This is a genomic window from Hymenobacter edaphi, assembly GCF_003258365.1.
GTDB classification, from domain to species: Bacteria; Bacteroidota; Bacteroidia; order Cytophagales; family Hymenobacteraceae; genus Solirubrum; species Solirubrum edaphi.
This window is the reverse complement of record NZ_QHKM01000009.1, coordinates 66,826-93,186: the sequence shown is the minus strand read 5'-3', so window position 1 is coordinate 93,186 and position 26,361 is coordinate 66,826. Positions and strand designations below refer to the sequence as shown.

Annotated in this window: 15 protein-coding genes and 1 tRNA gene; 11 read left to right on the top strand and 5 right to left on the bottom strand. The window is 65.0% G+C overall.

Going from position 1 to position 26,361, the window contains the following annotated elements:
• Positions 1-87: 87 nt before the first annotated feature.
• The 5 genes from DLM85_RS21055 to DLM85_RS21035 form a co-directional block, all read right to left on the bottom strand.
• Entirely contained in the window at positions 88-1,680 is a 1,593-nt protein-coding gene (locus DLM85_RS21055; RefSeq protein ID WP_111480156.1) for a SusD/RagB family nutrient-binding outer membrane lipoprotein, read from the bottom strand.
• Between the two features lie 25 nt (positions 1,681-1,705).
• Complete coding sequence (locus DLM85_RS21050) at positions 1,706-4,879, bottom strand: SusC/RagA family TonB-linked outer membrane protein (RefSeq protein WP_111480155.1); 3,174 nt, start codon at positions 4,877-4,879, stop codon at positions 1,706-1,708.
• 508 nt (positions 4,880-5,387) lie between these two features.
• Positions 5,388-6,611, bottom strand: coding sequence for a helix-turn-helix domain-containing protein (locus tag DLM85_RS21045; protein ID WP_111480154.1), 1,224 nt, complete (start codon positions 6,609-6,611; stop codon positions 5,388-5,390).
• 264 nt (positions 6,612-6,875) lie between these two features.
• Positions 6,876-8,786 carry an ABC-F family ATP-binding cassette domain-containing protein gene (locus DLM85_RS21040; protein ID WP_111480153.1) on the bottom strand — a complete coding sequence of 637 codons (1,911 nt, stop codon included), beginning with the start codon at positions 8,784-8,786 and terminating at the stop codon, positions 6,876-6,878.
• Between the two features lie 355 nt (positions 8,787-9,141).
• Entirely contained in the window at positions 9,142-9,381 is a 240-nt protein-coding gene (locus tag DLM85_RS21035) for a hypothetical protein (protein ID WP_111480152.1), read from the bottom strand.
• Between the two features lie 107 nt (positions 9,382-9,488).
• Between DLM85_RS21035 and DLM85_RS21030 the strand changes: the two genes are divergently transcribed.
• The 11 genes from DLM85_RS21030 to DLM85_RS20980 all read left to right on the top strand — a co-directional run bounded on the left by DLM85_RS21030 (position 9,489) and on the right by DLM85_RS20980 (position 25,928).
• Positions 9,489-9,562 (top strand) — tRNA-Ala (locus tag DLM85_RS21030).
• 92 nt (positions 9,563-9,654) lie between these two features.
• Positions 9,655-10,503 carry a glutamate racemase gene (gene murI / locus DLM85_RS21025; protein ID WP_207891074.1) on the top strand — a complete coding sequence of 283 codons (849 nt, stop codon included), beginning with the start codon at positions 9,655-9,657 and terminating at the stop codon, positions 10,501-10,503.
• A 462-nt stretch (positions 10,504-10,965) separates the two neighbouring features.
• On the top strand, positions 10,966-11,529 hold the full coding sequence (locus DLM85_RS21020) for a CsgE family curli-type amyloid fiber assembly protein (RefSeq protein WP_133257182.1): 564 nt from the start codon (positions 10,966-10,968) through the stop codon (positions 11,527-11,529).
• Between the two features lie 34 nt (positions 11,530-11,563).
• Positions 11,564-12,001, top strand: a complete 438-nt coding sequence (locus DLM85_RS21015; RefSeq protein ID WP_243636081.1) for a curli production assembly/transport component CsgF — start codon at positions 11,564-11,566, stop codon at positions 11,999-12,001.
• Between the two features lie 63 nt (positions 12,002-12,064).
• Positions 12,065-13,498, top strand: a complete 1,434-nt coding sequence (locus DLM85_RS21010) for a CsgG/HfaB family protein (protein WP_111480150.1) — start codon at positions 12,065-12,067, stop codon at positions 13,496-13,498.
• A 353-nt stretch (positions 13,499-13,851) separates the two neighbouring features.
• On the top strand, positions 13,852-15,051 hold the full coding sequence (locus DLM85_RS21005; RefSeq protein ID WP_111480149.1) for a hypothetical protein: 1,200 nt from the start codon (positions 13,852-13,854) through the stop codon (positions 15,049-15,051).
• Between the two features lie 154 nt (positions 15,052-15,205).
• Entirely contained in the window at positions 15,206-15,793 is a 588-nt protein-coding gene (locus DLM85_RS21000) for a hypothetical protein (RefSeq protein ID WP_111480148.1), read from the top strand.
• Positions 15,794-15,881: 88 nt separating this feature from the next.
• Positions 15,882-16,262: a curli-like amyloid fiber formation chaperone CsgH gene (gene csgH, locus DLM85_RS20995; protein WP_111480147.1), complete on the top strand. Its 381-nt coding sequence runs from the start codon at positions 15,882-15,884 to the stop codon at positions 16,260-16,262.
• Positions 16,263-16,345: 83 nt separating this feature from the next.
• Positions 16,346-17,851 carry a carboxypeptidase regulatory-like domain-containing protein gene (locus DLM85_RS20990; RefSeq protein WP_165822236.1) on the top strand — a complete coding sequence of 502 codons (1,506 nt, stop codon included), beginning with the start codon at positions 16,346-16,348 and terminating at the stop codon, positions 17,849-17,851.
• Positions 17,852-18,434: 583 nt separating this feature from the next.
• Positions 18,435-21,530 (top strand): T9SS type A sorting domain-containing protein, encoded by a 3,096-nt coding sequence (locus tag DLM85_RS20985; RefSeq protein WP_165822235.1) that lies wholly within the window; start codon positions 18,435-18,437, stop codon positions 21,528-21,530.
• Positions 21,531-21,821: 291 nt separating this feature from the next.
• Positions 21,822-25,928 (top strand): IPT/TIG domain-containing protein, encoded by a 4,107-nt coding sequence (locus tag DLM85_RS20980; RefSeq protein WP_165822234.1) that lies wholly within the window; start codon positions 21,822-21,824, stop codon positions 25,926-25,928.
• The last annotated feature ends 433 nt before the right edge of the window (positions 25,929-26,361 follow it).

Below are 26,361 nucleotides of genomic sequence, written 5' to 3'. Positions count from 1 at the left end.
GGCGGGCCGTTCCGGGAGCCGCCAAACAGCCCCGGCCGGTGAGGGCCGGGGCTGTGGGTAGGCGTCAGCAAAGCCGAACGGCCAACTCTAATTCACGTCCCACCACACCGGCGTAGTCACGTCGCCGGGCGTGAGGCCGGTGTCGCTGATGCGCGGGTTGCGCTGCAGCTCCGAGTCGGGGTAGGGCAGGCGCCGCACAAAGCGGCCGCCGCCGAGCAGGTTCACCAGCGGGGCCTGCAGGCGGGGCTGGTTGCTGCGGCGCACCTCGGTCCAGGCCTCGGCCCCGTTGGTGGCGAAAAACGATATCCACTTCTGCACCGTCACGTGGCGCAGCTGCGCGGCCGGGCTGCCGGCCGCGGCCCAGCTCACCTGCGGGCGGGCCAGGTAGGTGGTGGCATCGGCCGTGCTGATGCCGTAGCGCGTGAGGGCGGCGCGCACCCCGGCTTCGTAGAGCGTCTGGGCATTTTCGGCGGCCGGGGCCCAGCCGCGCACGGCCGCTTCGGCCCGCAGCAGCTGGCTTTCCTCGTAGGTCAGCAGCAGGGTGGGGCGGGATTTGGCCGGGGCATCGGTGGCCGTGATGCCGGGAAAGGTGCTGCCGGCGCGGTTGACGTTGGTGAAGGCCTGCCCGATGAAGAACGTGCCGGGAAAGGACAGGCGCACGGCCGCCTGCCCGGTGCTGGTGGTGAAGTTGTTCGGGTAGGGCGCGTTCTGGCCCGGGCGCACAAACAGGAACTCCAGCGGCGTGGTCGTCAGGTCCGCGTCGAGGGCGTAAACGGGCAGGCGCGGGTCCTGGTAGCGCACCAGCGTGTCGCCGAGGTTGCTGCTGACGGCCAGGTTGTTGGGCAGGCGGAAGTTGGTTTGGTAAAACGGGTTTTCCGAGTTGGTGGCCGTGCCGTTGTTGAACTGGTAGCTGTCGGCCGCGCGCATGAAGTTGAAGTCGGTGGCGGCCTGGTTGCGGGCGTACAGGGCCTGAATGCCGGCCCGGGCGCCCGCGGCGTCCACCTCGCTCAGGCGCAGGTACAGGCGCAGCTTCAGGGTGTTGGCCAGGCGCACCCACTTCTGCATATCGGCCTCCGTGGCGGCGCGGTAGTTCATGTCGGCGGTGCCGGGAAAGCGGCCCTGCTGCTTGGCAATGTCGCTGATGCCCTCGTCGAGCAAGGCCTGCAGGCCCGCGTAGATGTCCTGCTGCCGGTCGTACTTGGGCGTGAGGTTGGCCGAGCCCTGCAGGGCCTCACTGAAGGGCACGTCGCCGTACAGATCGGTGATGACCTGGTAGGTGTGGGCCTTCAGAATTTTGGCAATGCCCACCATGCGCCACTCACTTGCGGGCGTGCCGGCGTTGATGACGTACTGAAAATCCTCCAGCGCGCCGGCGTAAAGCCCGCCCGAAAACTCGCGCCCGTCGAAGGTGCTGGTGGGAATGCTGAACTGGTCCCAGGCGCGGTACTGGTTGCCGCCCTGCGCAATGCCCAGGTGCTGGGCCAGGATTTCGCCCACCACGTTGTACTGCCCGCCGATGATAAAGCTGGCCGTGGCCTGCCCCGAGGGCAAGACCAGGTTGATGTCGGCGGTGGTGGGGTTGTTGGGGTCCTTGTTGATGTCGAGAAAGTCTTTCTCGCAGGCCGAGCCGCCCAGCAGCAGGCCCAGCACCGCCCCGAGTCGGATGAGGTTGGTTTTCATGTCCGTAGTTGTTGCGGTGAGGGAGTTAGAGGGTCAGGCGCAGGCTGGCCCCGTAGGAGCGGGTGCTCGGGTAGGCGAAGAACTCGTAGCCCTGATTGTTGCCCGAGCCCAGGGAGCTGACTTCCGGGTCGACGTGCGGCTGCGAGTCGGGCGTCCAGAGGGCCAGGTTGCGGCCGATCAGCGAGAACTGAATGCCGGTCAGCTTCACCTTGCTCACCACGGTGGCCGGCAGCGCGTAGCTCAGCGAAGCCTCGCGCAGCTTGATGAAAGAGGCGTCGAACAGGTTGTTTTCGCCCGCCGTCGACACCTGCCGCCAGTAGTTGAAGGCCCCGTCGGTGAGCACCGCGGTGTTGGGCACGAAGCCGCCCGAGCCGTCGGGGTTCGGAATGACGGAGTTCGGGTAGAGGAAGGGCTGCCGGTCGTTGGCCGTGGTTTCCTCCAGCGCCCCGGCGAAGTAGAGCGTGCTGATGGTGTTGGAGAAGAACTTGCCGCCCTGCCTGGTGTCGAAGAGCACGTTCAGTGCCAGGCCTTTGTAGCTGAGCGTGGTGCTGGCCCCGGCCAGGAACTTGGGCTGGATGTTGCCCAGCGTGGTCAGCACCGGGTCGAGGCGCGGAAAGCCCGACACCGGGTCGATGACGACGCGGCCTTCCCCGTCGCGCAGCATTTTGGTGCCGAAGAAGCTGCCGTAGGGCTGGCCCACGCGGGCTTCCAGCGCCACCGAGCCGAGGCCGCCCACGCCGATGTTGGGCGTCACGTTGGTGACTTCCGTTACGCGGTTGCGGTTGCGGGTGAAGGTGAAATTCAAATCCCAGGTAAAGCCGTTCTTGAGTTGCACCGGCGTCGCGTTCAGGGCCAGTTCCACCCCGCGGTTTTCCATGGTGCCCGCGTTGGCCGTCTGGGCCGTGAAGCCCGAGGTGCCCGGCACCGGCACGTTCACGATGATGTTCTTGCTGACGGACCTGTAGTAGGTCAGGTCAAACCCCAGCCGGTTCTGGAAAAACCGCATTTCCAGCCCGCCCTCGTAGGCCGTGGTCAGCTCCGACTTCAGCCGCGGGTTGCCCAGCACGTTCCCCACGCGGAAGCCCGGCACCGTCTGCAGCGGAAACACGTACTGCGCCTGGAAGCCGTTGTCCACGGTCGTGCGCACGAACACCGGGTCGATCTGGTAGGGAATCGGCGGCTTGCCCACCGAGGCAATGTTGGCCCGCAGCTTGCCGAAGCTCAGATAGTTGCTTTGCAGCTTGAAGGCGTCGGTGAAGACGAAGCCCACGTTGGCGCTGGGGTAGAAGAAGCTGCGCGTGGCCTTGGGCAGGGTCGAGGTCCAGTCGTTGCGCCCGGTCAGGCCCACATACAGGTAGTCGCGGTAGGCCAGCTGCACGTCGCCGAACACGCCCAGAATGCGCTGCTTGGTGTCCACCTTGGTGTTGGTCACCACGCTGGTGTTGCTCAGGTCGTAGAACTCCGGAATGACCAGCCCCACGCCGTCGGCCACGCTGCGCGCGGTCATCTGCTCCTGGTAGTTGGTGCCGAACACGCCCTTCAGCGTCACGTTTTCGCCGAAGCGGCGCGTCACGTTGATGAGCGCGTCGGTGGTCAGGTTACGGCCGAAGTTGTTGTCTTCCAGGTAGCGCCCGGTCAGGTTGTTGATGGTGCCCTGCGAAATGGTCTGCCGGCGCCGGTCGGTAAACACGTCCACGCCCTGCCGGAAGGTCAGGTTCAGCCATTCCAGCGGGTCGTAGCTCACCGTGGCCGTGCCCAGCAGGCGGTCCACGTCGTCGGTGAGCAGGTTTTTATCGAGCAGGAAGTAGGGGTTGTTGCGGAAGCCGGCCAGGTAGTAGCCCGTCAGGTCGTAGCGCGGGTCGTTGTAGTTTTTCTGGTCGGTCAGCACGATGTCGCGCGGGGTGTTGTAAATGGTTTGCAGGATGTTGGAGCGCGACTGGCCCTGCACGCCCCGGTCCCCGCCCGACTTCACGTAGGTGAGCGTGGCGCTGGTCGTGAGCTTGTTGAAGAGCTGCGTGCCCCCGCTGAGGCTCACGCTGGTGCGCTTGTAGGTGGTGTTCGGAATAAACGACTTGGTCCGCACGTCGGCCAAGGACACGTAGAAGTTCGAGGCCTGATTCGAGCCCGAAAACGACACCGCGTTGTTGGTCGTCACGCCGGTTTCAAAGAAGTCCCGCACGTTGTCGGGCTTGGGCGTGAGCGGGATGGAGTCGACCACCGCCGCGTTGGGGTCGGCCAGGGTGTAGGTGCGCCAGTCGGGCACCAGGCGGCCGTCCATGCGCGGGCCCCAGCTCACGTTGTTCTGCGGGTCGTACACGCCGTCGGAGCCCGAGCCGTAGGTGTTTTGGAACTTGGGCAGGCGGTTCACCCGGTCCAGGGTCACGGCGCTGGTCACCGAAATCTGGGAGCGGCCTTTCAGCCCGGCGCCCTTCTTGGTGGTGATGATAATGGCTCCCGACGCCGCCCGCGCCCCGTACAGCGCCGCCGCGGCCGGCCCCTTCAGCACCGTTATCGATTCCACGTTGTTCGGGTCGATGTCGGCCGCGCGGTTCGGCAAGTCCACGCCGTTGTTCAGGTCGTCGCCGTTGCCGCGCGGGGCGGCGGCGCTCAGGTTGGTCACCGCGTTGTTGCTGATGACGTTGCCGTCGACCACGTAAATCGGCTGGTTGTCGCCGGTAAACGACTGGGCCCCGCGAATCACGATGCGCGTGGCCCCGCCCGCCCCGCCCGAGGCCGACGACACCTGCACGCCGGCCACGCGGCCCTGCAAGGAGCGCACGAGGTTGGGCTCACTGGCCCGGGTGATGTCCTTGTTTTCCAGCGTTTCCACCGCGTAGCCCAGGCTTTTCCGCTCCCGCTCAATGCCCAGGGCCGTCACCACCACCTCGCTCAGCTGCTCGGTGCCGGCCGCCAGCCCGATGTTGATGGTCGACTGCGAGCCGATGACCTGCTCGATGGTGGCGTAGCCGATGGAGCTGATGACCAGGGTGCCGCCCTCGGCCGGCACCGTCAGCGAAAACGTGCCCTCGGCATTGGTGGAGGCGCCAGTAGTAGTGCCTTTGAGCAGTACCGTAGCGCCGGGCAGGGCCTGCCCGGTGCCGCGGTCCGTCACGCGGCCCGACACGGTGCGGCTCTGGGCCGCCGCGGGCTCCGCCAGGAGCACGAGCGGCACGCCAAATAGAAGTAAGGTTCGTTTCATAACGCAGGTTGTGTGGGTGTTAGAAGGTGAGAGTTGGACTGAGGTGCGCGGCCAATCGGGCGGCGCGGAAGGGGCTGAGGCAGCGGTCCAAACCCGCCGGACGAAGCCCGCGGCTCTGCGCCGGGGCCGGGTTTCCGCCCACTCACCAAGCGGAAACTTTCGCGCACGACCGGGTTTGCAACCCCGGCCGTGGGGTCCGGCAGGTTCAGCCCGCCGCCTTGCCACCAGCCCCGGCGCACCGGGGCGGAGAAGTCAGGGCAGAATCAGCCGTAAAAGGCCCCCGGCAACACGGCTGCCGGCAGGAGCGGACTGAAGCAGCACGGCGCGGCCAGCCGGCGGCGCGACGAAACGCCCGGCGGCAATGCCGCCGAAAGGGTAGGGGGAGCCGGTTGGGTTTCGGGTGGAAACCGTACCGGTAGCCGAGTAAGCAGGTGTGGCATAAGCCCGGGGAGTTGGTCTGCTCCAAGGACTCCGGGGACCTGCTCCGGCGAGTAAAGCCCGATAAACCTTATCCTTTTTCCAGCCCGGGCGTCAGCGGAAAAAGTAAATCCCCATCGGTGTTATCCGTCAGCTGTTGGCGAAACTCGCTGGGTGTAAGCCCGGTAGCCTGCTTGAAAGCCTTGTTGAACGAAACTTTGTTGTTGAAGCCTACCGCGTACGCCACCTCAATAATGTTGCGCTGCCGGCGCGAGGTAGCGCGCAGCAGCTCCTGCGCCTCGGCCACGCGCAGGGCGTTCAGGTACTCGAAGAAGTTCAGGCCGAGCTGCTCGTTGAGCACCTGCGAGAGGTGGTGCCGGCTCAGTCCCAGCCGCTCGGCCAGGGCGTCGAGGCGCAGCTCCGGGCGGCGGTACAGCCGCTCCTGCTGCATCAGCAGCTGCAGCCGCCGGGCCTGCTCTTGGGCCACGTGCGGCGGCAGCCCCGAGTGCTGGTAGCGCGCCGGCTCGGCCGGCGGGGCCCCGGCAGCGGGGGCAGGAGCGGTTACTGCCAGCTCAACGGCCGGCGTATCAGCAGCCAGCTGAGCCGGTTCGGCCACCGGCTGAAACACCTGCGGCTGCACAAAGGCCAGCACTGCCACCAGGAAAATAAAGGCCGACATGGCCAGGGAAATGCCGTAGTCCCAGCTGCGCGAGAAGAAGGGCAGCTGCGCCAGCACGTAGTAGGAGCCATTGGCCAGCACGAAGCCCCAGTAACAGGCCGTGAGCCAGCGGGCCCAGTGCGCCGCCGGGTGCCCCGCGCCGAAAGCGGGCCGCAGCCGCAGCAGCGCCCTGCCGTAGCCCAGCAGCTGCCCCAGCGCCAGCCAGGGCAGCGCTTGGTGAAACAGGGCGAAGAAATTACCGCCGCGCAGCAGCGGCGGCCGCTGCAGGGGCGGCGTCAGCAGCCAGGGCAGGCTGAGCAGCGCGCCGACGGCAAACGGCAGCCAGTGCGCCCAGCTGGCCGGCCCGCGCCCCGCCGGGGCCGCCAATCGGCGCAGGTAGAGGTAAAACAGCGGGCCGAACAGCAGGGTAAACAGCTCCACGCCGCCGTTGAGATAGGGCACGTATTGCAGGTAGCCGCTCCACCACAGCACGTAATACAGCAGCGTGAGCGAATACAACGTCAGGATGGCCACCACGTAGCCCACCGGTGCGTGCCGCCGGCCAGCTTGCAGGTAGAGCAGTGGGGCCACGAACAGGCCCAGAAACGCCACCAGCGCGAAGCCAGTGGTCCACTGGTCGAGGTTGGGCTGTTTCATAGCTAAGGTGTTTTCTGTGGTGGAGTAGCGCGGGCGGAGCTTGAGAAATGGATGCAGAAAAGCAGAAAAAGTAGCACGGAACCGGGTGAAAAAATTTGTGGCGCAGCCTGGTCATTAGCTGGCCTGAATTCAAAAACGCATCATTCGGCCTCCTGAAGCGGCTTTTAGATGTCAAAGACTTGGCCTGCCGTGGCCCCAAAACGCACGAAGGCCCGGAGCCTAAGCCCCGGGCCTTCGTGTAGAAACCGCGCGAATTCGTGCGGCTTAGTCGACCAGATCGGCCAGCTCCAGCCACCGTTCCCCCTTCGCATCCAGGTCGGCGTCGGTGCGCTTCAGCTCGGCGGCCCAGTCGGCCAGCTCGGTGTGCGTGCCGTTGCCCGAGTTCAGCTGCGTGATAAGCTGCTGTTTGCGGGTTTCCAGCTGCTCGATATCCTTGCTGAGCTGCTCATACTCCTTTTTCTCGGCGAAGCTGGCCTTGCGCTTCTGCCCGGCCGGGGCCGGCGCCGCCTTTACCTCGGCCGACGGGGCCACGCCCGCCGCCGCCTTGGCCGTGCGGGCCTGTTCGCGGGCGTATTCCTCGCTCTGGTGCTCCTTCTGCCACTCGCGGTAGTCGGTGTAGTTACCCGGGAACTGCCGGACCTGCCCGCCCGGCTCCAGCACGAACACATGCTCCACCAGCGCATCCATGAAGTACCGGTCGTGCGACACGATGAGCAGGCAGCCCGCGAAATTCAGCAGGAAGTCCTCCAGAATGTTCAGGGTGATAATGTCCAGGTCGTTGGTCGGCTCGTCCAGAATCAAAAAGTTTGGATTCTTGATCAGCACCCGCAGCAGCTGCAGGCGGCGCTTTTCGCCCCCGCTCAGCTTGCTCACCAGCGTGTACTGCTGGGCCGGCGGAAACTGGAAGTGCTGCAGAAACTGTGACGCCGTCACCACGTCGCCATTCGCCATTTCCACCACCTCGGCCACCTCCTTCACGATGTCGATGACCCGTTGCGTCTCGTCAAACTCCAGCTCGTTCTGGGTGTAGTAGCCGAATACGGTGGTCTGCCCCGCGTCCACGGTGCCGGAGTCGGGCTGCAGCTTGCCGGTGAGCATGTTCAGCAGCGTCGACTTGCCCGCCCCGTTCGGCCCGATCAGGCCGATGCGGTCCTTTTTCTTGAACACGTAGCTGAAGTCGTCGAGCACTACTTTGTCGCCGAACTGCTTGTGCAGGTGTTCCACCTCGATGATTTTGCCGCCCTGGCGGGTGGTCTTCACCGACAGCTCCAGCTGCGGGCCGCCAATCTTGGTCTTGGCCTTTTCCTGCGTCTCGTAGAAAGCATCGATGCGGGCCTTCTGCTTGGTGCCGCGGGCCTGGGGCTGGCGGCGCATCCACTCCAGCTCCTTGCGCAGCAGGTTGCGGGCTTTTTCCACCTCGGCCACTTCCATCTGCTCCCGCTCGGCCTTTTTCTCCACGAAGTAGGAGTAGTTGCCCTGGTAGCGGTGCACGCGCCCCTGGTCCAGCTCCACGATTTCGTTGGCCACCTTGTCCAGAAAGTACCGGTCGTGGGTCACCATCAGCAGCGTGAGGGTGGGGGAGGCCAGCCGGTTTTCCAGCCACTCGATGGTGTCCAGGTCCAGGTGGTTGGTGGGTTCGTCCAGAATCAGCACCTCCGGCTCCTCGATGAGCACCCGGGCCAGGGCCACGCGCTTGCGCTGCCCGCCCGAGAGCTGCCGCACCGGCCGGTCCAGCAGCGGCCCCAGGATGCCCAAACGGCCCAGAATCTGCTTGACCTGCGCCTCGTAGTCCCAGGCGTTGAGCGCGTCCATCTGCTCCATCACCCGCTGCAAATCGTCGGAGCGGTGGTTGGGGTCGTTCACCACGTGCTCGTAGTCGCGGATGGCGGCCAGCGTGTCGTTTTGCGAGGCGAAGATGGTTTGCTCCACCGTCAGGTCCTCGTCGAACTGCGGCTGCTGGCCCAGAAAGGCCACCCGAATACCCTTGCGCACCGACACCAGCCCGGTATCGGGCTGCTCCAGGCCGGCCAGAATGCGCAGCAGGGTGGTTTTGCCGGCTCCGTTGATGCCGACCAGCGCCACGCGCTGCCCCTGCTGCAGGCCAAAGCCCAGGTCGCGGAACAGCCAGCGGTCCGCGTAATTTTTAGAGAGATTTTCGCCAGAAAGCAGATTCATACCCGCAAAGGTAGACCACGGATTCGACGGATTTTTCGGATTGCCCGGATTTCGGGGACGATGGCAGACGACGATTCACCGGTCATCGTTGCGAGGCGTAGCCGAAGCAACCGCAGGAAGGCGTAGCCAACCCTTCCGCTCGCGGTACAACGGTACAAGCACCGCCCGAAACCGGCAACGGTAGTTTCAGGGGGCGGGTTTTAAGTCTGCAAGTATCGTAACGGCGGTGCTACGATGAGGAAGGATTGGCGACGCCTTCCTCTGCAGTTGCTTCGCTCGCAATGACTGCCGGTGAGCTGCTGTACACAATCGTGCCCAAAATCCGGGCAATCCGAAAAATCCGTCGAATCCGTGGTCACAGGATGCGTACCCGGTCGCGGTGCACGTCGTCGCGCAGGATTTCCAGGCCGCGGTAGGCCAGGGGGCGGCCGGTGTTGGTGGTCAGGTCGCCGCCGTCGGCGTGCAGGGCGGCCACGTCCAGGATCAGCTGGGTGTATTTCCGCTCGCCCAGCTCAATGGCGACGGGGCGGCCGTTGGAAGAATCGTAGTGAGCCAGCGCCTGGTCGATTTCCTCCAGAATGACGCTTCGAAGCATACAAAGCAATGTGGTTTGCTGAGCAACATACACATTTCGACGCAATAGCAAACGGATAACTCACTTGCACCGGCCGCGCAAAGCCCGTATGTTGCAGCCGCTAACCCGGGGAATTAGCTCAGCTGGCTAGAGCGGTTGCATCGCACGCAACAGGTCATCGGTTCGACTCCGTTATTCTCCACGAAACCCGCTCGGCAGCCAGTCAAGCGGGTTTTTTGCTTCCTGCCGCGGCGGCGCACGCCCAAAATGCGCCGCCGCCGTACCTTCGGCGCCATGTCTGCTCCTGCTCCCGCTTCCGCCGCTCCCGCCCTGCACGACGCCCGTCCCATCGGCGTGTTCGACAGCGGCATCGGCGGGCTCACCGTGGCCCGCGCCGTCAACCAGCTGCTGCCGCAGGAGCGGCTCGTGTACTTCGGCGACACGGCCCACCTGCCCTACGGCGACAAGAGCACGGCCGCCATCCAGGCGTACTCGGTGAAAATCTGCGACGTGCTGCTGCGCCAGCACTGCAAGGTCATCCTGATTGCCTGCAACTCGGCCTCGGCCGCGGCCTACGAGCTGGTGCGCGAGTACGTGGGCTCCAAGGCGCAGGTGCTCAACGTCATCGACCCCATCGTGCGCCACATCGGGCAGCACTACGCCGGGCGCGAAGTCGGGCTGATCGGGACCAAGCAGACCGTGGGCTCCAACGTGTACCGCAAGAAGCTCGACGCCCTCGACCGCGACATTCGCCTGCACGCCCTGGCCACGCCGCTACTGGCGCCCATGGTGGAGGAAGGCTTCGTGCGCGGCGCCGTCAGCCAGAGCGTCATCAACACCTACCTGTCCGACCCGGCGCTGACTGACATCGAGGCCCTGGTGCTGGCCTGCACGCACTACCCGCTGATCCGCGAGCAGATCGAGGAGTACTACCGGGGCCAGATCGACGTGCTCGACCCCTCGGCTATTGTGGCCGAAGCCCTGCGGGAGCTGCTGCAGGCGCACGGCCTGGCCGCGCCGGCGGCGGTGCGCCCGCCCCAGCACCATTTCTACGTGTCCGACTTCACGCCCTCGTTTGCTGAAAGCACCCGGCTGTTCTTCGGCCAGGAAGTCAACCTCGAACATTACCCCCTGTGGGAGTAGCCGCCGGGCGGCCGCGGTTCCGGGCTTCTTTCAATGCCGGAGCGGTCTGCCAGGCCCGCGGGCATTGCGCTTGCCCGGCATTTCCCGCCGAAGCAGGCGGCTACGGCGCTGTACCAGGCTCAATCGGCCGCCCCGGGCAGTTGGGGGCGGGGTTTCAGGCTTGTAGGTCAGAAGATACGGTCGAGCTTTTCGAGTTGAGCTAAGAGAGGTACATTGGGATATTCTTGCATTGTTAAATAAGTGCAAAGTATTTATTGTTAAGCAATATTTATTGCTGGTATTGTTGTACGATACTTTTATTTAATTACATTTGGTTGATGTAAGGCTGTTGGAATTCTGATCAGCTGCAGCCTTCAGGTTAGTTTATTCCATTGCGCCTGCTGGGTCCGCGCCACGGCCTTCACGCGCGTTTCTCCACCACATATGCGACGGACAGTTAGAACTGCTCCGCCACCACCGCCTGTGCTGTGGTGGCGGCCCTGGATGATTGCGCTTGGGTGTCTCGTGCTGGGCCTGCTGCCCCGCCTGGCCCCGGCCCAGACCGCGCCCAAGACGGGCACGGCGGCCCCGCCGCCCGCCGCCCGGCCCTACGAAACGGCCCCGCCCCGCGAGCAGGCCGTGTCGACCCGGCAGCTGGAAGAAGCCCTGCGCCGCCTGCTGCGCGCCGATTCGGCGCAGACCCGCCGGTTCCGGCCCACCGAAATCGAAGGCCTGGTGGTGGACCAGACGATTACCAAGGTCGGTCACGACTTCTACGACGTGTTTTACACCACCTGGGAAGCCCCGCCCGGCGCCACCGACTTCACCGTGACCCTGCGGGAGCGGATCGGGCGCGGCAACAGCACCCTGGTGGCCGTGGACGTGAACGACACGGAACTGCTGGAAATGCCCCTGCAGCCCAAGTTCGAGGTGGTGGAAGCCGCGGCCCAGGAGGCCGTGGCCGTAGCCTACGACTTCCTATTTCGCTCCCAGACCGTGACCAAGCAACTCGAACGGGCCGACCAAGCCGGGTCGGGCCTGTTCTGAGGCTATTGTTCCACCTTCCAAACACCTTACTCTCATGAGCCATTTTACGCTGATCATGCGGCTGGCCCTGTTACTGGGCCTGCTGGTGCTGGGCTCGCGGCAGCCCGCCGCGGCGCAGGATTTGGTGTACGAGCCGAAAAACCCGGCCTTCGGGGGCGGCAACACCTTCAACTATTCCTGGCTGCTGAGCTCGGCCCAGGCCCAGAATACCATTGAGGACAAGACCGCCTCGTCGTCCTTGTACCAGCGCGACCCGCTCAAGGAGTTTGAGCAGAGCCTGAACCAGCAGATTCTCGCGCAGCTCTCGCGCCAGCTTATCACCTCGCAGTTCGGCGAGGGCGCGGTGAAGGAGGGCACCTACACCATCGGCACCTACCAGCTGAACGTGACGCCCACCGGCACCGGCCTCTCGGTGCAGATAACCGACTCGGGCACGGGCAATCAGACGACGATTACCATCCCCTTTATGTAACGCTACCCCGGCGCGGGGCGGCCGCCACGCCGCCCCGCGCCGGTCGTTGCCCTGCTCTCCACCATGCGTATTCACACCCGTTTTGCCCGGACGGCCGCCGCATTGCTGCTGGCCGGGGCCGCCGGCTGCGCGCCGTATTTCCACCAGCCCTTCGCCACCGAGCGGGCCCGCCTGGGGGCCGAAGTGCGGGCCAGCGCCACCCTGCGCAGCCTGCCCACCCCCGACGAGCGGGTGGTGGTGGCCGTCTACAAGTTTCGGGACCAGACCGGCCAGTACAAGCCCACGGCCAACGGGTCGAGCTTTTCCACAGCCATTACCCAAGGTGCTACCAGCATTCTGCTGCGGGCTTTGGAGGATTCGCGCTGGTTTGAGCCCATTGAGCGCGAAAACCTGGGCAACTTGCTCAACGAGCGGAAAATCATCCGCAGCAGCCGGGCCGAGTACTCCGAGGCCACCGGCCAGAAGGAGCCCGCGCTGCCTCCCCTGCTCTTCGCGGGCGTGATTCTGGAAGGCGGTATCATTTCCTACGACGCGAACATTCTGACCGGCGGGGCCGGGCTGCGCTACTTCGGGGCCGGGGCCTCGGGCCAGTACCGGCAAGACCGCGTGACGGTGTACCTGCGGGCCATCAGCACCAGCAACGGGCAGATTCTGAAGACGGTCTACACCTCCAAGACCATCCTCTCGCAGCAGGTCGATGCCAGCCTGTTCCGGTTTGTGGACTTCAAGCGCCTGCTGGAAACCGAAACCGGCTTCACCTACAACGAGCCCACGGAAATGGCCGTGAAGGAGGCCATCGAGAAATCGGTGCAGGCCCTGGTCATCGAGGGCATGCTGGAGGGCCTGTGGGTACCGCGCAACCCCGCCGACCGCAAAGGCCGGGCCGTGGCCGACTACCTGGCCGAAAAAAGTGAAAACGCCACCATCGACGTGCTGGGCCGCTCCCTGCACGAGCGCCGCAGCAATTTCGGCCTGGGCCTGACCGCGGCCGCCCTGCGCTACGGCGGCGACTATCGCGGCCCGCAGATCCGCCCGGGGGCCGAGCTGACGTTGCGCTACGGCGGCAATCGGCGCCTGACCGGGGCCGTGAACCTGGGCCGGAGCACCCTGGCCGCCGGCGAGTTTTACCGCGAAACGTTCAACTACGCCGAAGCCGCCGCCCACCTGCGCCTGTTTCCGCAGGAGCGCCTGACGCCTTTCCTGTTTGCCGGAGCGGGCATTACCACCCGCAGCCGCATCATGATGGGCCGCACCACCGAAATGTTTCCGCACGTGCTGGCCGGCGTCGGCGTCGAATGGCTGCCCACCGACCGGGTTGGCCTGCAGCTCAGCGTCGACAACCACTATTACCTCTCCGACCGACTCGATGGTATGGTGCAGGGCAAGTACAACGACTTCTACTGGGCCGGCAGGGTAGGGGTGGTGTGGTACCTGGGGCGCAAGGCCGGAGCGCCCCGCACCGTGGCCCCAGTACCCGCCCCGGCCGCCAAGCCCTGATGCCCACCCCAGCCCTGAGGGGTTGCGAGAAGCTTACCGCTGCGCCCGTAGTGCCACCAACCCAGTGGCGCTACGGGCGCAGCCGCAGCCGGCGCAATCCAGTCAGCTGCGCGAAATGCTATCATTAGAAGGGTCTGAGAGCGGAACGGACGCGCCCGAAAGCGCCGCGTAGTGCAGTAAGTGGCAGCGTTCCAGATTAATACAACCAAGCTGGTTTGTTGCTAGGATTATTTCTTCAAAGTATTTTACTTTTTTTATTACTGACGCTTGATTTAATATTATTCTCATATATATTTGTACTGTTCCTCCGGAGGGAACCCGTATCGATTTCCCCTCTAACCCCAACGCGACCGATGAAACGCATTACTTTCGTGCTAGCTGCACTGCTAGCTGCGGGCTACGCCCATGCCCAGAATAATACCAGCACGCTGCTGCAATCGGGTGGCACCAACGACGCCAACGTGACGCAGTCCGGCCTGATGAACGAGGCCCACGGCACCCAGGCCGGCGACGACAACCGCCTCACCCAGACCCAGGACGGGCGCTACAACCTGAGCCAGAGCCGCCAGACCGGCGACGACAACCGGGCCACTCAAACCCAGACCGGTCGCTACAACGAAGCCCGCAGCACCCAGACCGGCGACGACAACCGCTCGACCCAGACCCAAACCGGCCTCTACCACGACGCCCGCATCACGTCGACGGGCGACGGCAACCGCTCCGAGCAGAGCCAGACCGGCCTGGCCAACAAAGCCGTCGGCACGCAGAACGGCGACGACAACCGCCTCTCGCAGACCCAGGGGCTGATCGGCGGCAACGAAGCCTCGGCTCGGCAGACGGGCGACCGGAACCGCGCCACCCAAACCCAGCTTGGCAACCTGAACCAGGCCACCATCGTGCAGGGCGACGGCACGCCCCTCGACGGGGACAACACCGCCTCGCAGTACCAGACCGGTTCGCTGAACCGCGCATCGGCCCGGCAGCTCGGCGCCCGCAGCACGTCCATTCAGGAACAGCTGAGCGCCGTGGGCGACGAGGCCATCGTGATTCAGGAAGGCGGCAACGACAACTACGCCCGGCAAAGCCAGCGCCGGGTGTCGGAAGGCAACAGCCTGAACCTGGCCCGCATCCAGCAGGTCGGCAACCGCAACCGCGCCGAGCAGGACCAGATTGGTGACCGGAACGTATCCCGCGCCCTGCAGGCCGGCAGCGACAACCGCTCGACCCAGACCATCGGCATCGGCGGCTCGGACGACAACGTGGCCCTGGTGGAGCAGACCGGCAACCGCAACCGCGCCTCGCAGACCATCATCAACGACGACAACCGCCAGCAGATCGACCAGGAAGGCAGCGACAACCGCGCTACCCAGTACACCAACGGCGACCGGAACACGGCTTATGTGGACCAGGACGGCAACGACCACCGCGCCATGCAGACGCAGGTGGGCAATGACAACAGCGCCAGAGTATGGCAGGGTGCCAGCGGCCAGAACAGCGTGATTGAGCAGTACGGCAACGGCAACACCGCCACCGTGCGCCAGGATCATCCCTAACCCCCCGCCGCAGCGTCGCGCTGCCGTAAACCCTGCCCCGGACCGGCTTGCCGCCGCCGGGGCAGGGTTTCAGGGTTGCCGGCTCTTCGGTAGGGCTGCGGAGCGCGGGCGCTGAGGGCGCCGCTCCAGATTTTCTTACTTATCCAGTTTGTGTATGAAACCACTCTCCTTGGCGGTGTTCAGCAGCGCGCTGAGCATCGTGGCGCTACCGGTGGTGGCCCAGCAGAATGCCGACCGGGAAGGTATTTCCAACGAGCAGCAGCTGGCTGAACGCTTGGGTACCGAACGGTTGCCGGTGGCTTCGGCCGCCGCTACCGGCCCCAACACCACGCAGCTGCTGCAGCAGGGCTCCCAAAACGAAGCCGCGGTGGAGCAGCGCTACGCCGGCGCCGCGCTGGGCAATCTGGTGCAAATCGTGCAGGCGGGCGCGGCCAACCTGGCCGACATCGGCCAGATTGGCGCGGCCAACCGCACGGTGGTGGAGCAGCGGGGAGCCGGCAACCGCATCGAAAGCCAGCTCACCGGCACCGGCATTGAGGCCGAAATCCGGCAGCGCGGCAACCAGAACCTGCTGCAGCAGGACCTGAGCCTGGACAACCGCCGCTACCTGGTTGAGCAGCGCGGCAACGCCAACGAGCTGGTGCAGCGCGAAAGCGGTGCCGCGCCGGGCCCGGGCTACGAGGTGCGCATGGTCGGCAACGGCATCCGCCTCACCATTGAGCAGGGGCGAGTGTCGCCCTGAAGGCGGCCCGCCGCCGGCCCCGGCGCCGTGCGTGTCCGGGACCGGCGGCGGACTGCTTTTTTTCATTCACTCCTTAATTAACACACGAATGCTACATGCTTCCATCCTGACGGCCGCCGCGGTAGTGGCCTGCCTGACCACTGCCGCGGACGCTCCCCGCTGCCAGGCGCGCCTGGAGGTGCAGCGCCGCGGCGACAACGTGACCATCACCGGCCATTGCCTCAACACCGGGGTGCCGCCCGCCGCCCGGTGGACCTACGAGCTGCGCGCCGAAAAACAGGGGCGCAGCGGCTCGTCGCGCAATGCCCAGGCGGGCAACTTCGTGGCCGCCCCGGGCCAGGAGGTCACGCTGTCGCGCACCACGCTGAACCTGGGCGCCACCGATGCCTGCCGCCTGCGGCTGCGGGTGCTCGACGAGCAAGGCGCCGTTCTGGCCGCCGACTCCCTGCTGCTGCCGGCCGCGCCCTAGCGTCGGCGTTTCGCGGAGCCCGGCAGCTCGCCACGGCTGTTTCGGGCCCTGATCAAGCCCTTTACTTCATGTTTTCCACCACCATGAATCGACAACTAGCTTCGTCCTGCGTGTGGGCTTTGCTGTGGGCACTGGGCCTGCTGCTGAGCGCCTGCGAGGAAAATACCGTTGAGCCCGCCCGCTACGGCAGCCTGAGCGGCATCGTGCGCGACAGCCGCACCAACGCGCCGCTGCCCAACGTGGTCATCACGACCAACCCGGCCACGTCTTCCTTCACCACCGACAACGAGGGCCGCTTTGCCTTGCCCAACCTGACCGTGGCCCAGTACACGCTGTCGTTGCGCAAAACCGACTACAAGAGCGAAACGCTCAACGTGAACGTGGCCGAAGGACCGGCCACCAGCGTGGAAATCCGCCTGGAGAAATCCACCGGCAACCAACGCCCCCACGCCCCCAGCCAGCCCGAGCCGGCCAACGGTGCCAGCAACCGGGCCCCCAGCCTGACGCTGCGCTGGCGCGGTACCGACCCCGACAAAGGCGACTCCCTGCGCTACGACGTGGTGCTCTACGAAGGCAGCTCGACGGTACGGCAGCAATTGCTCAGCAACAGCCGCGACACCGCCGTAACCGTGAGCGGGCTGAAATACAACACCAGCTACTTCTGGCAGGTGACCGTGCGCGACCATGCCGGCGAAACCGCCCGCGGTGACGTATGGGCCTTCCAGACCACCACCTTCCCGGAGCTCCGCTACCTGTTTGCGCGCACCACGGGAGGCAACACCGATATCTATGCCACCGATGCCGTGGCTAACGGCATGCTGCTGCGCCTGACAACCAGCGCCTTCATCGAAACCGCGCCGCAGCTTAGCCCTACGCGCGACCGGATTGCCTACACCAGCAACGCCACCGGGCAGTACCAGCTGTACACCATGAACCGCGACGGCTCCGACGCGCGGTGCATCACCACCATTCCGGTGGAAGGGTACTACAACAATGGCCTGGCCTATCACTGGTCGCCCGACGGCGCGCAGCTCGTGTATGCCCGCTACGACAAGCTCTACCGCATCAACCGCGACGGTACCGGGCTAGCGCTGCTGGCTACCGCTCCCGCCGGCCGCCACTTCCGCGAGCTGGACTGGTCGGTCTTGGCCAACAAGATTGTGGTGCAGACCATCGGGGCCAACGCCTACGACGCCGAGATATACCAGCTCAACCCCGACGGCAGCGGCCTGACGCAGGTGGTGAGTAACCTGCCCGGGCGCCTGGACTCGCCCAGTTTCAGCGTGGACGGGCGGCAGATTCTCTACACCCGCGACCTGGCCGGCATCGACGACCCTACGGGGCGCCAACTGAACGCGCATATCCTGGTGCAGCACCCCGACGGCACGGGGCTGCTCGACCTGTCGACCCGCAAACCAGCCGGGACCAATGATATCAATCCCCGCTTTTCTCCCGACGGAGCCAAGATTATCTTCGTGAACGTGGCCAACGACAACATCGCGCCGCCGGAAGTATGGGTGATGGACGCAGCCGACGGCAACAACCGGGTGCGCCTGCTGCAGAATGCGGCCAGCCCGGACTGGCGGTAAGGCAGCTTAACACAACGATGAACTGCCAAGGGCACTTCCGATAAGGAAGTGCCCTTTTTTTGTCAACCACTTGAGCAGTCGTGCGTATAGCTGCCGGATTCCGACCAAAGCCCGGAACGCCGAATGTCATTTTGTTAGCTTGATGCTACGATTCGTGTATCGGTTGTCAATGTTTTAACGCTCTTGTTGAAAATAAAGCTGCTGTACACCATATAAGTATAAGAATAGTTGAATTTTTATATTTGTTTTATCCTCACTATTTATGTGATGAAAAACTGCAAGAGGCTGGGAATAAGAAAAACAAATTTTTTTATGGGAATTCCCTTCGCACCTTTGTGTGGCATGAAATGTGTTAACGGGCGCACGCTTCACAAGCAGCCCAACGGCCGATGTAGACTAAGAAACTTACAATAATAAAAGCAGAAATCAATCATCCAAACCATTACGTTCTGCGTAATGTGCCCCTGAGGGACTTCCCTCGCTCACTTCGTAACCATTCCTCGCTTTTCATATGAAAAACGCTTACCTAATCGCCACACGACGGCCTGCTTGGCAGCGTCTCTGCGCGATACTCTTCACTCTCTTGAGCTTGTCGCTCACGGGCTATGCCCAGTCTGTAAGCCTGACCCCGGACGTAGCCGGAAGCCCGCAGAACTTCGGCAACGTCGTTGTCGGCCAAAAATCGGCTCCCCGCTCGTTCACCGTTTCGGGCAGCGGCCTGGTTGATGACGTTACTATCAACATTCCTTCGCGCTTCGAAGGCAGCCTGAGTGCCACCAGCGGCTTCAGCACCAACGCTATTGTGCTTTCGCCGACCGGCGGCACCCTGGCCCCCACCACCGTCTACCTGCGTTTCGCGCCTATTGCGACGGGTACGATCAACCGGACCGTCTTTGCCTTTACGCTGGACACCAATGGGGACGTGGTAGCCTCGTCGCCGACTATTTCCCTGACGGGCAACGGGGTGGCTGGTACGCCGGAAATCGTGGTGGCCCCGACGGCCCTGGGTTTCCAGCCGCAGATCATCAACACCACCTCGGCCCCGCAATCGGTGACGGTAACGGGCAACTCGCTTTCCAGCACGATTGCCGTGGTGGCCCCCGCGGGCTTCCTGGTTAGCTACAACGGCAGCGTTTACGCCTCGACGACGACTCTGCCGGCCGCCGGCGGCACGCTGAATGTGGTGTTCAACCCCACGCAGGTACAGAACTACATCGGCAACATCACGCTGAACAGCACCGGCGCCGCGCAGGCTACGGTGCAGGTATCGGGCCAGGGCACGGCAGTACCGGGCACGCTGACTGTTACGTACTCGCCGGATCCGCTGAGCTTTGGCTCGGCCACGGTTGGCTCGGCCACGGCGTCGCAGTCGTTCGTGGTGAATGGCAGCGGCCTCAACAGCAACGTGACCATCACGGCAACCAACAACTACCAGGTGCGGATTGGCTCGAACGCGTTCGGCCAGTCGGCTACCATCGTACCCGTTGGCGGCTCGGTGTCGAACGTGACGGTAGACGTGCGTTTCACGCCTGCTTCGGCCGGCATCAAGAATGAAACGGTGCAAGTGACGGCCAACAACGCCTCGACCCAGGTAAACGTGACGGGCGAAGGCCTGGCGGGCCCGGGCGGTGCCACGGTGAACGTGACTCCGACTACCCTCGCCTTCGGCACGGTTACGCAGAGCGGTTCGGCCGATACGCGCCTGCTGACGGTGAGCGGCACCAACCTGGGTACGAACCCCATCACGCTTACTCCTTCGAGCGCCAACATTCAGCTGCGCAACGCCTCGACGGGCGGTGCCTTCACCAGCGGGGCATTGGTAATTACTTCGGTGGGTGGCACGGTGCCGCCGACCACGGTGGAAGTTCGCCTGGTTTCGCCGATTGCCAACGGCTCCTTCAACCAGAATATTCAGGTCACGAGCCCGGGCGCAACCCCGGTGACGGTGATTGTGACGGCCACGTCGAACGGCAACGTATCGGATATTTCCATCACGAACCCGGCCAACAACTCCTTTACCTTCGCGACCCGTCCGGCGACGTTCTCGGTTTCGCAGTCGTTCCTGATTTCGGGCACCAACCTGCTGCAGGACATCGTGGTGGCTCCCAACGGCACCAACGGCGGCTACTTCCAGGTATCGACCGACAACGTGAACTTCTTCAGCTCGGTAACGCTGACCCGTGACGGCCAGAACAACGTGCCGCAGCAACCCCTGTACGTACGCTTCGTGCCGGGCAACAACGCCCTGACGGTCAACGCTCTGATCCGCGCTACCAGCGCTCCGGCGCCCGACCGCGACGTATCGGTGACGGGTATCAGCGAACCGACGATTCGTCTGCTGCAGCCCCTGGGCTCGTTTGGGGATGCCACGGTGAAAAACACCAAGTCGGCTTCGAAGACGGTACGTCTGGAGACCTTCCTGCTGACCGGCCCGCTGAACCTGTACTTCCCGAACGATACGGAAGACCCGGGCCGTAACCCCGCCGGCACCCCGCAGTACGAGTTTGACATCGTCAACGGTGGCAACCCCAACGCGCAGTCTTCGAACGACGGCTACCTGTTTGCTGACACGCTGCTCAACAACGCGGACGGCAACCGCATCGTGAACCTGCGGGTGCGTTACGCCCCGACCCGGGTAGGTGCTTCGACGCAGGAACTGACCTTCACCAACCAGGCGCTGAACAACGGCCTGCCGCTGATGCTGCTGAGCGGCAACGGCCGCGCCACGGGCTTCGCCATTGCTGAAGAGCCTTCCGCCCAGTCGACGGCTACCATCACCCGCCCGACCGGGAGCACGACGGCTACCATCAACTTCCTGCCGACCAATCCGCCCACGGGCATGAGCTACGGTCAGAACCGCCTGGTAATTGCTTCGCGCACTTACACGCTGCTGCCCACCAACCTCTTCCCGCTGGACAAGCAGAACTTCAACCCGGGCTCGACGGTCGGTGGCGCTTACCAGTACGGTACCGGTACCCCCATTGAAATCAGCACGGGCACGTACGTGGTGTTCAGCGGCTCGGCCAACACCTTCACGGTGGGCAACCTGGACGCGAACGAGAACTACTACTTCTTTGCCTTCGAGTTCAATGACGACGGCCTGCTGAACGCCGAGAACTACAAGGTGCCGAACAACCAGCCCCAGACTCCGCTGCCGGTGGAACTGGTATCGTTCACGGCCAAGCTGCGCAACGGTCGTGCTTACCTGAACTGGGTAACGGCTCAGGAGAAGAACAACCGCGGCTTTGAAGTGCAGCGCAGCCAGAACGGCCGCGACTTCCAGACCATTGGTTTCGTGAATGGCCGTGGCAACACCACCACCCAGAGCGAGTACAACCACGAGGACGCGCAGCCGCTGACCGGCGTATCGTACTACCGCCTGCGCCAGCTGGACACCGATGGCACGCCGCACATCCTGCCGGCCGTATCGATCCGCAACGGTGGCAAGCTGGAAGTGTCGATGTACCCGAACCCGGTGACCGACAAGCTGAACGTCCGCGTGAGCGGGGCCAGCTCGGCCGCTACGGTGCAGGTAACCGACCTGATGGGCCGCGTGGTGCTGAACGGCAAGCTGGGCCTGGACGGCGCCTTTGACGTGACTCGACTGAAAGCCGGTACGTACATCGTGACGGTTAGCAGCGACGGCGAAAAGGTTAGCCAGAAGATTGTCAAGCAGTAATTCCAACTGCTGATGGAAAAGAAAGCTCCCCGCTCCGGCGGGGAGCTTTTTTTATGCTCCCGGCAGCAACGCGGCCCCGGCTAATTCAGTATGAAGCCCGGACCGCGACGCCGCCTCCCGAGCGACGTTGCGTAACCTGACATTCCACCTTTTAATGGCTTTATGCCCGTGAAAACAACATCTACAACCGCGAGGGCGAGCAGGTGGCACCTGAGCTGCCTGACAGCCCTGCTGGCCGCCAGCACACTTTCCTTACAGGCTGCTCCTTTTACTTCCGGCAACCTTGTCGTCGTGCGCGTGGGCGACGGCACGGCGGCCGTGGCTTCCGGCACGGCCGCCGCCGTGTTTCTGGACGAGTACACGCCTAACGGCAACCTCGTCCAGTCCATTGCCCTGCCGACGGCCGGCAGCGGCACTCAGAAACAGTTTACGCTCACGGCCAGCGCCACCTCGGAAGGCATGCTGACCCTCTCGACGGACCGGCGCTACCTGACGCTGGTAGGCTACGACGCGGCCCCGGCCACGGCCTCGGTTACGGCCTCGGCCGCGGCGCGCGTCGTGGCGCGCATCGACGTGAATGGCAACGTAGACACCTCCACCGGGCTGACCGACGCCTACTTGGCCAGCAGCCCGCGCGGCGCGGCCACCGACGACGGCTCGCGCTTCTGGCTGGCCGGCACCGGCTCGCCCACCAGCAGCGGCGGCACCCGTTACGCCACGCTGGGGGCCACCACCTCCACGCTGCTGAGCACCGCACCCACTAACGTGCGCGCGGTCGGCATCTACGGCGGGCAGCTTTACATTTCCTCCAGCTCGGGCTCGAATATCGGGGTGAATACCGTGGGCACTGGCCTGCCCACCACGGCGGGCCAGACCACTACGCTGGTCATCCCGGGCAACGGGGCTACCCCTTCGCCCTACGGCTTTGTGCTGGTGGACCTGGATGCCACGGTGCCCGGCCCCGACGTGGCCTACGTGGCCGATGACCGCTCGGGCGCGGGCGGCGGCATCAACAAATACTCGCTGGTAAGTGGCACCTGGACCTACAACGGCGTCATTGCCTCGACGGCGGGGCTGCGCGGCCTGACCGTGCAGGCTTCGGGCAACTCGGCCACGCTGTTTGCCACCGGCACTACCGGGCTGTACTCGGCTACCGACGCGACGGGCTACAACGCGGCCCCCACTGCCGGCTCGTCGCTGGCAACCATCAAAGCGGCGCCGGCGAATACGGTGTTCCGGGGCGTGGCTTTTGCGCCCATCAACGTCGCTACCCAGGCCCCGACCATTGCCAGCTTTTCGCCACTGAGCGGCCCGGCGGGCACGGTGGTAACCATCAACGGCTCGAATTTCACTGGTGCTACCTCGGTAACGTTCAACGGCACGGCGGCTACCAGCTTCACCGTTAACTCGGCTACTTCCATTTCGGCCACGGTGCCGACGGGCGCCACCTCCGGCGCCGTTGCCGTGACCACGCCCGGCGGTACGGCTACCTCGAGCCTGAACTTCACGGTGACGGCTCCCAACCCGGCCCCGACGCTGACCAGCCTGGCCCCCAACACGGCTGCGGCCGGCGGCGCGGACTTCACGCTGACGGTAAACGGCTCCAACTTCCTGGGCTCTTCGGTGGTGAATTTCAACGGGACGGCCCTGCCGACCACGTTCGTTTCGGCTGCCCAGCTGACGGCGGCGGTGCCGGCTTCGGCCATTGCCACGGCCGGCACCTACAACGTGACCGTGACCAACCCGGCTCCCGGCGGTGGTACCTCCGCGGCGCTGCCCTTCACTGTAACTTCCGCTACCCCGGCCCCGGCCGTTACGAGCTTCACGCCGACGAGCGGCCCGGTGGGCACGGTGGTGACGATTACGGGTACCAACCTAACCGGCGCCACGGCCGTGGCCTTCAACGGCACGGCGGCTACCAGCTTCACCGTTAACTCGGCTACTTCTATTTCGGCCACGGTGCCGACGGGCGCTACCTCCGGCACCATTGCCGTGACCACGCCCGGCGGTACGGCTACTTCGACGGCGGCCTTTACCGTGACGACTCCGACGCCGGCCCCGGCCATTGCCAGCTTCACCCCGACGAGCGGTCCGGTAGGTACCGTGGTGACCATCACCGGCTCGGATTTCACCGGCGCTACTGCGGTGAGCTTCAACGGCACGGCGGCCACGACCTTCAGCGTGACCAACGCCACCACGATTTCGGCCACGGTGCCGACGGGCGCCACCTCCGGCCCCATCGCCGTGACCACGCCGGGCGGCACGGCCACCTCGACGGCCAGCTTCACCGTGACGGTGCCCAACCCGGTGCCGACCATCACGGCGCTGGCGCCCAACACGGCCGTGGCCGGCGGCGCGGGCTTCACGCTCACGGTGACGGGCACGGGCTTCGTATCGGGCTCGGTCGTCACCTTCAACGGGGCGGCGCTGACCACCACGTTCGGGTCGGCCACCTCGCTGACGGCCAGCGTGCCGGCCTCGGCCATTGCCACGGCCGGCACTTACAACGTGACCGTGACCAGCCCGGCCCCGGGCGGCGGCACGTCGGCGGCGGCCACCTTCACGGTGACGCCCGCCCCGATTCCGGCCCCGACCGTGGCCAGCTTCACGCCGACGAGCGGCCCGGTGGGCACGGTGGTGACCATCACCGGCACCAACCTGACCGGCGCCACGGCGGTAACGTTTAACGGCACGGCGGCCACGACCTTCAGCGTCAACTCGGCCACTTCCATCACGGCCACGGTGCCGACGGGCGCCACCTCCGGCGCCGTTGCCGTGACCACGCCCGGCGGCACGGCTACTTCGACGGCCAGCTTCACCGTGACGGTGCCCAACCCGGCCCCGACGCTGACCAGCGTTGCGCCGAACACGGCCGTAGCTGGTAGCGCCGGCTTCACGCTGACTGCTACTGGCACGGGCTTCGTGGCCGGTTCGGTCATCAATTTCAATGGCGCGGCTTTGACCACCACGTTTGTGTCGGCCACCTCGCTGACGGCGGCGGTGCCGGCTTCAGCCATTGCCACGGCCGGCACTTACAATGTAACCGTGACCAGCCCGGCCCCGGGCGGCGGCACTTCTTCGGCCGTGACGTTCACCGTGACGGCGCCGACGCCGGCCCCGGCCATTGCCAGCTTCACGCCGACGAGCGGCCCGGTAGGTACCGTGGTGACCATCACCGGCACCAATTTGACCGGCGCCACGACCGTGGCCTTCAACGGCACGGCAGCCACCGGTTTCACGGTGGTGTCGGCTACGTCCATCACGGCGACGGTGCCGGCTGGCGCCACCTCCGGCCCCATTGCCGTGACCACGCCGGGCGGCACGGCCACCTCGACGGCCAGCTTCACCGTGACGGTGCCCAACCCGGTGCCGACCATCACGGCGCTGGCGCCCAACACGGCCGTGGCCGGCGGCGCGGGCTTCACGCTCACGGTGACGGGCACGGGCTTCGTATCGGGCTCGGTCGTCACCTTCAACGGGGCGGCGCTGACCACCACGTTCGGGTCGGCCACCTCGCTGACGGCCAGCGTGCCGGCCTCGGCCATTGCCACGGCCGGCACCTACAACGTGACCGTGACCAGCCCGGCCCCGGGCGGCGGCACGTCGGCGGCGGCCACCTTCACGGTGACGCCCGCCCCGATTCCGGCCCCGACCGTGGCCAGCTTCACGCCGACGAGCGGCCCGGTGGGCACGGTGGTGACCATCACCGGCACCAACCTGACCGGCGCCACGGCGGTAACGTTCAACGGCACGGCGGCCACGACCTTCAGCGTCAACTCGGCCACTTCCATCACGGCCACGGTGCCGACGGGCGCCACCTCCGGCACCATTGCCGTGACCACGCCGGGCGGCACGGCCACCTCGACGGCCAGCTTCACCGTGACGGTGCCCAACCCGGCCCCGACCATCACGGCGGTTACGCCGACGAGCGGTACGGTGGGTACGGTGGTGACGATTACGGGTACCAACCTGACCGGCGCCACGGCCGTGGCCTTCAACGGGGTGAATGCGCCGAGCTTCACGGTGGTATCGGCTACGTCCATCACGGCCACGGTGCCGACCGGCGCTACGTCGGGCACTATCTCGGTGACCACGCCGGGCGGCACGGCCACCAGCACCGTAACCTTCACGGTGACGAGCACCACGGCCGCCCATGCCGGTAAGCTGCAGGGCCTGAGCGTGTACCCCAACCCGGTGACCGACCAGCTGCACGTGCGCTTGGCCGGTGCCGTGCCCGCGGCCGAGGTAACGGTGCTCGACATGCTGGGCCGGCCCGTGTGGAGCGGCCGTCTGGCCGCCGATGGTAGCCTGGACCTGCGCCAGTTGCCGACCGGACAATACCTGGTGAAAATTTCGACCCGCGAAGGCGTGGCTACCAGCCGCATTTCCAAGCGCTAGCCCCGCGCTGCCTTCCGTACGAAAAAGCCCCTGCCAGCCGGCAGGGGCTTTTTTTGTGGCCTACGGATAACGGCTACATAACAATTCGTTAACAACGAACTCGACAGGCAGGGGGGCGCAAATGGTACTTTTGTATCTTAGTTCGCTCCAACTCTCTTCCTTCAGCCTGATTGCATGACACAACAACTTACCCGTAGTTCCGCCGGTCCACGCCGACGCTTGAGGTGGCTTGTCGCCCTGTTGTTTTTCTGCTCGCCGCTGGTAGGGTGGGGGCAGGTTATTCTAACGGGTAGCAATCCAACTTATGGTCAAAACTTCGATGCACTACCCGTTTCAGGTAGTGCAACCTTCACCCAGAACGGGACCATTGTTGGACTATACTCTCAGCGAACTGGTACAGGCACGTCCATCGTTGCTGATGCTGGCGGGGCAA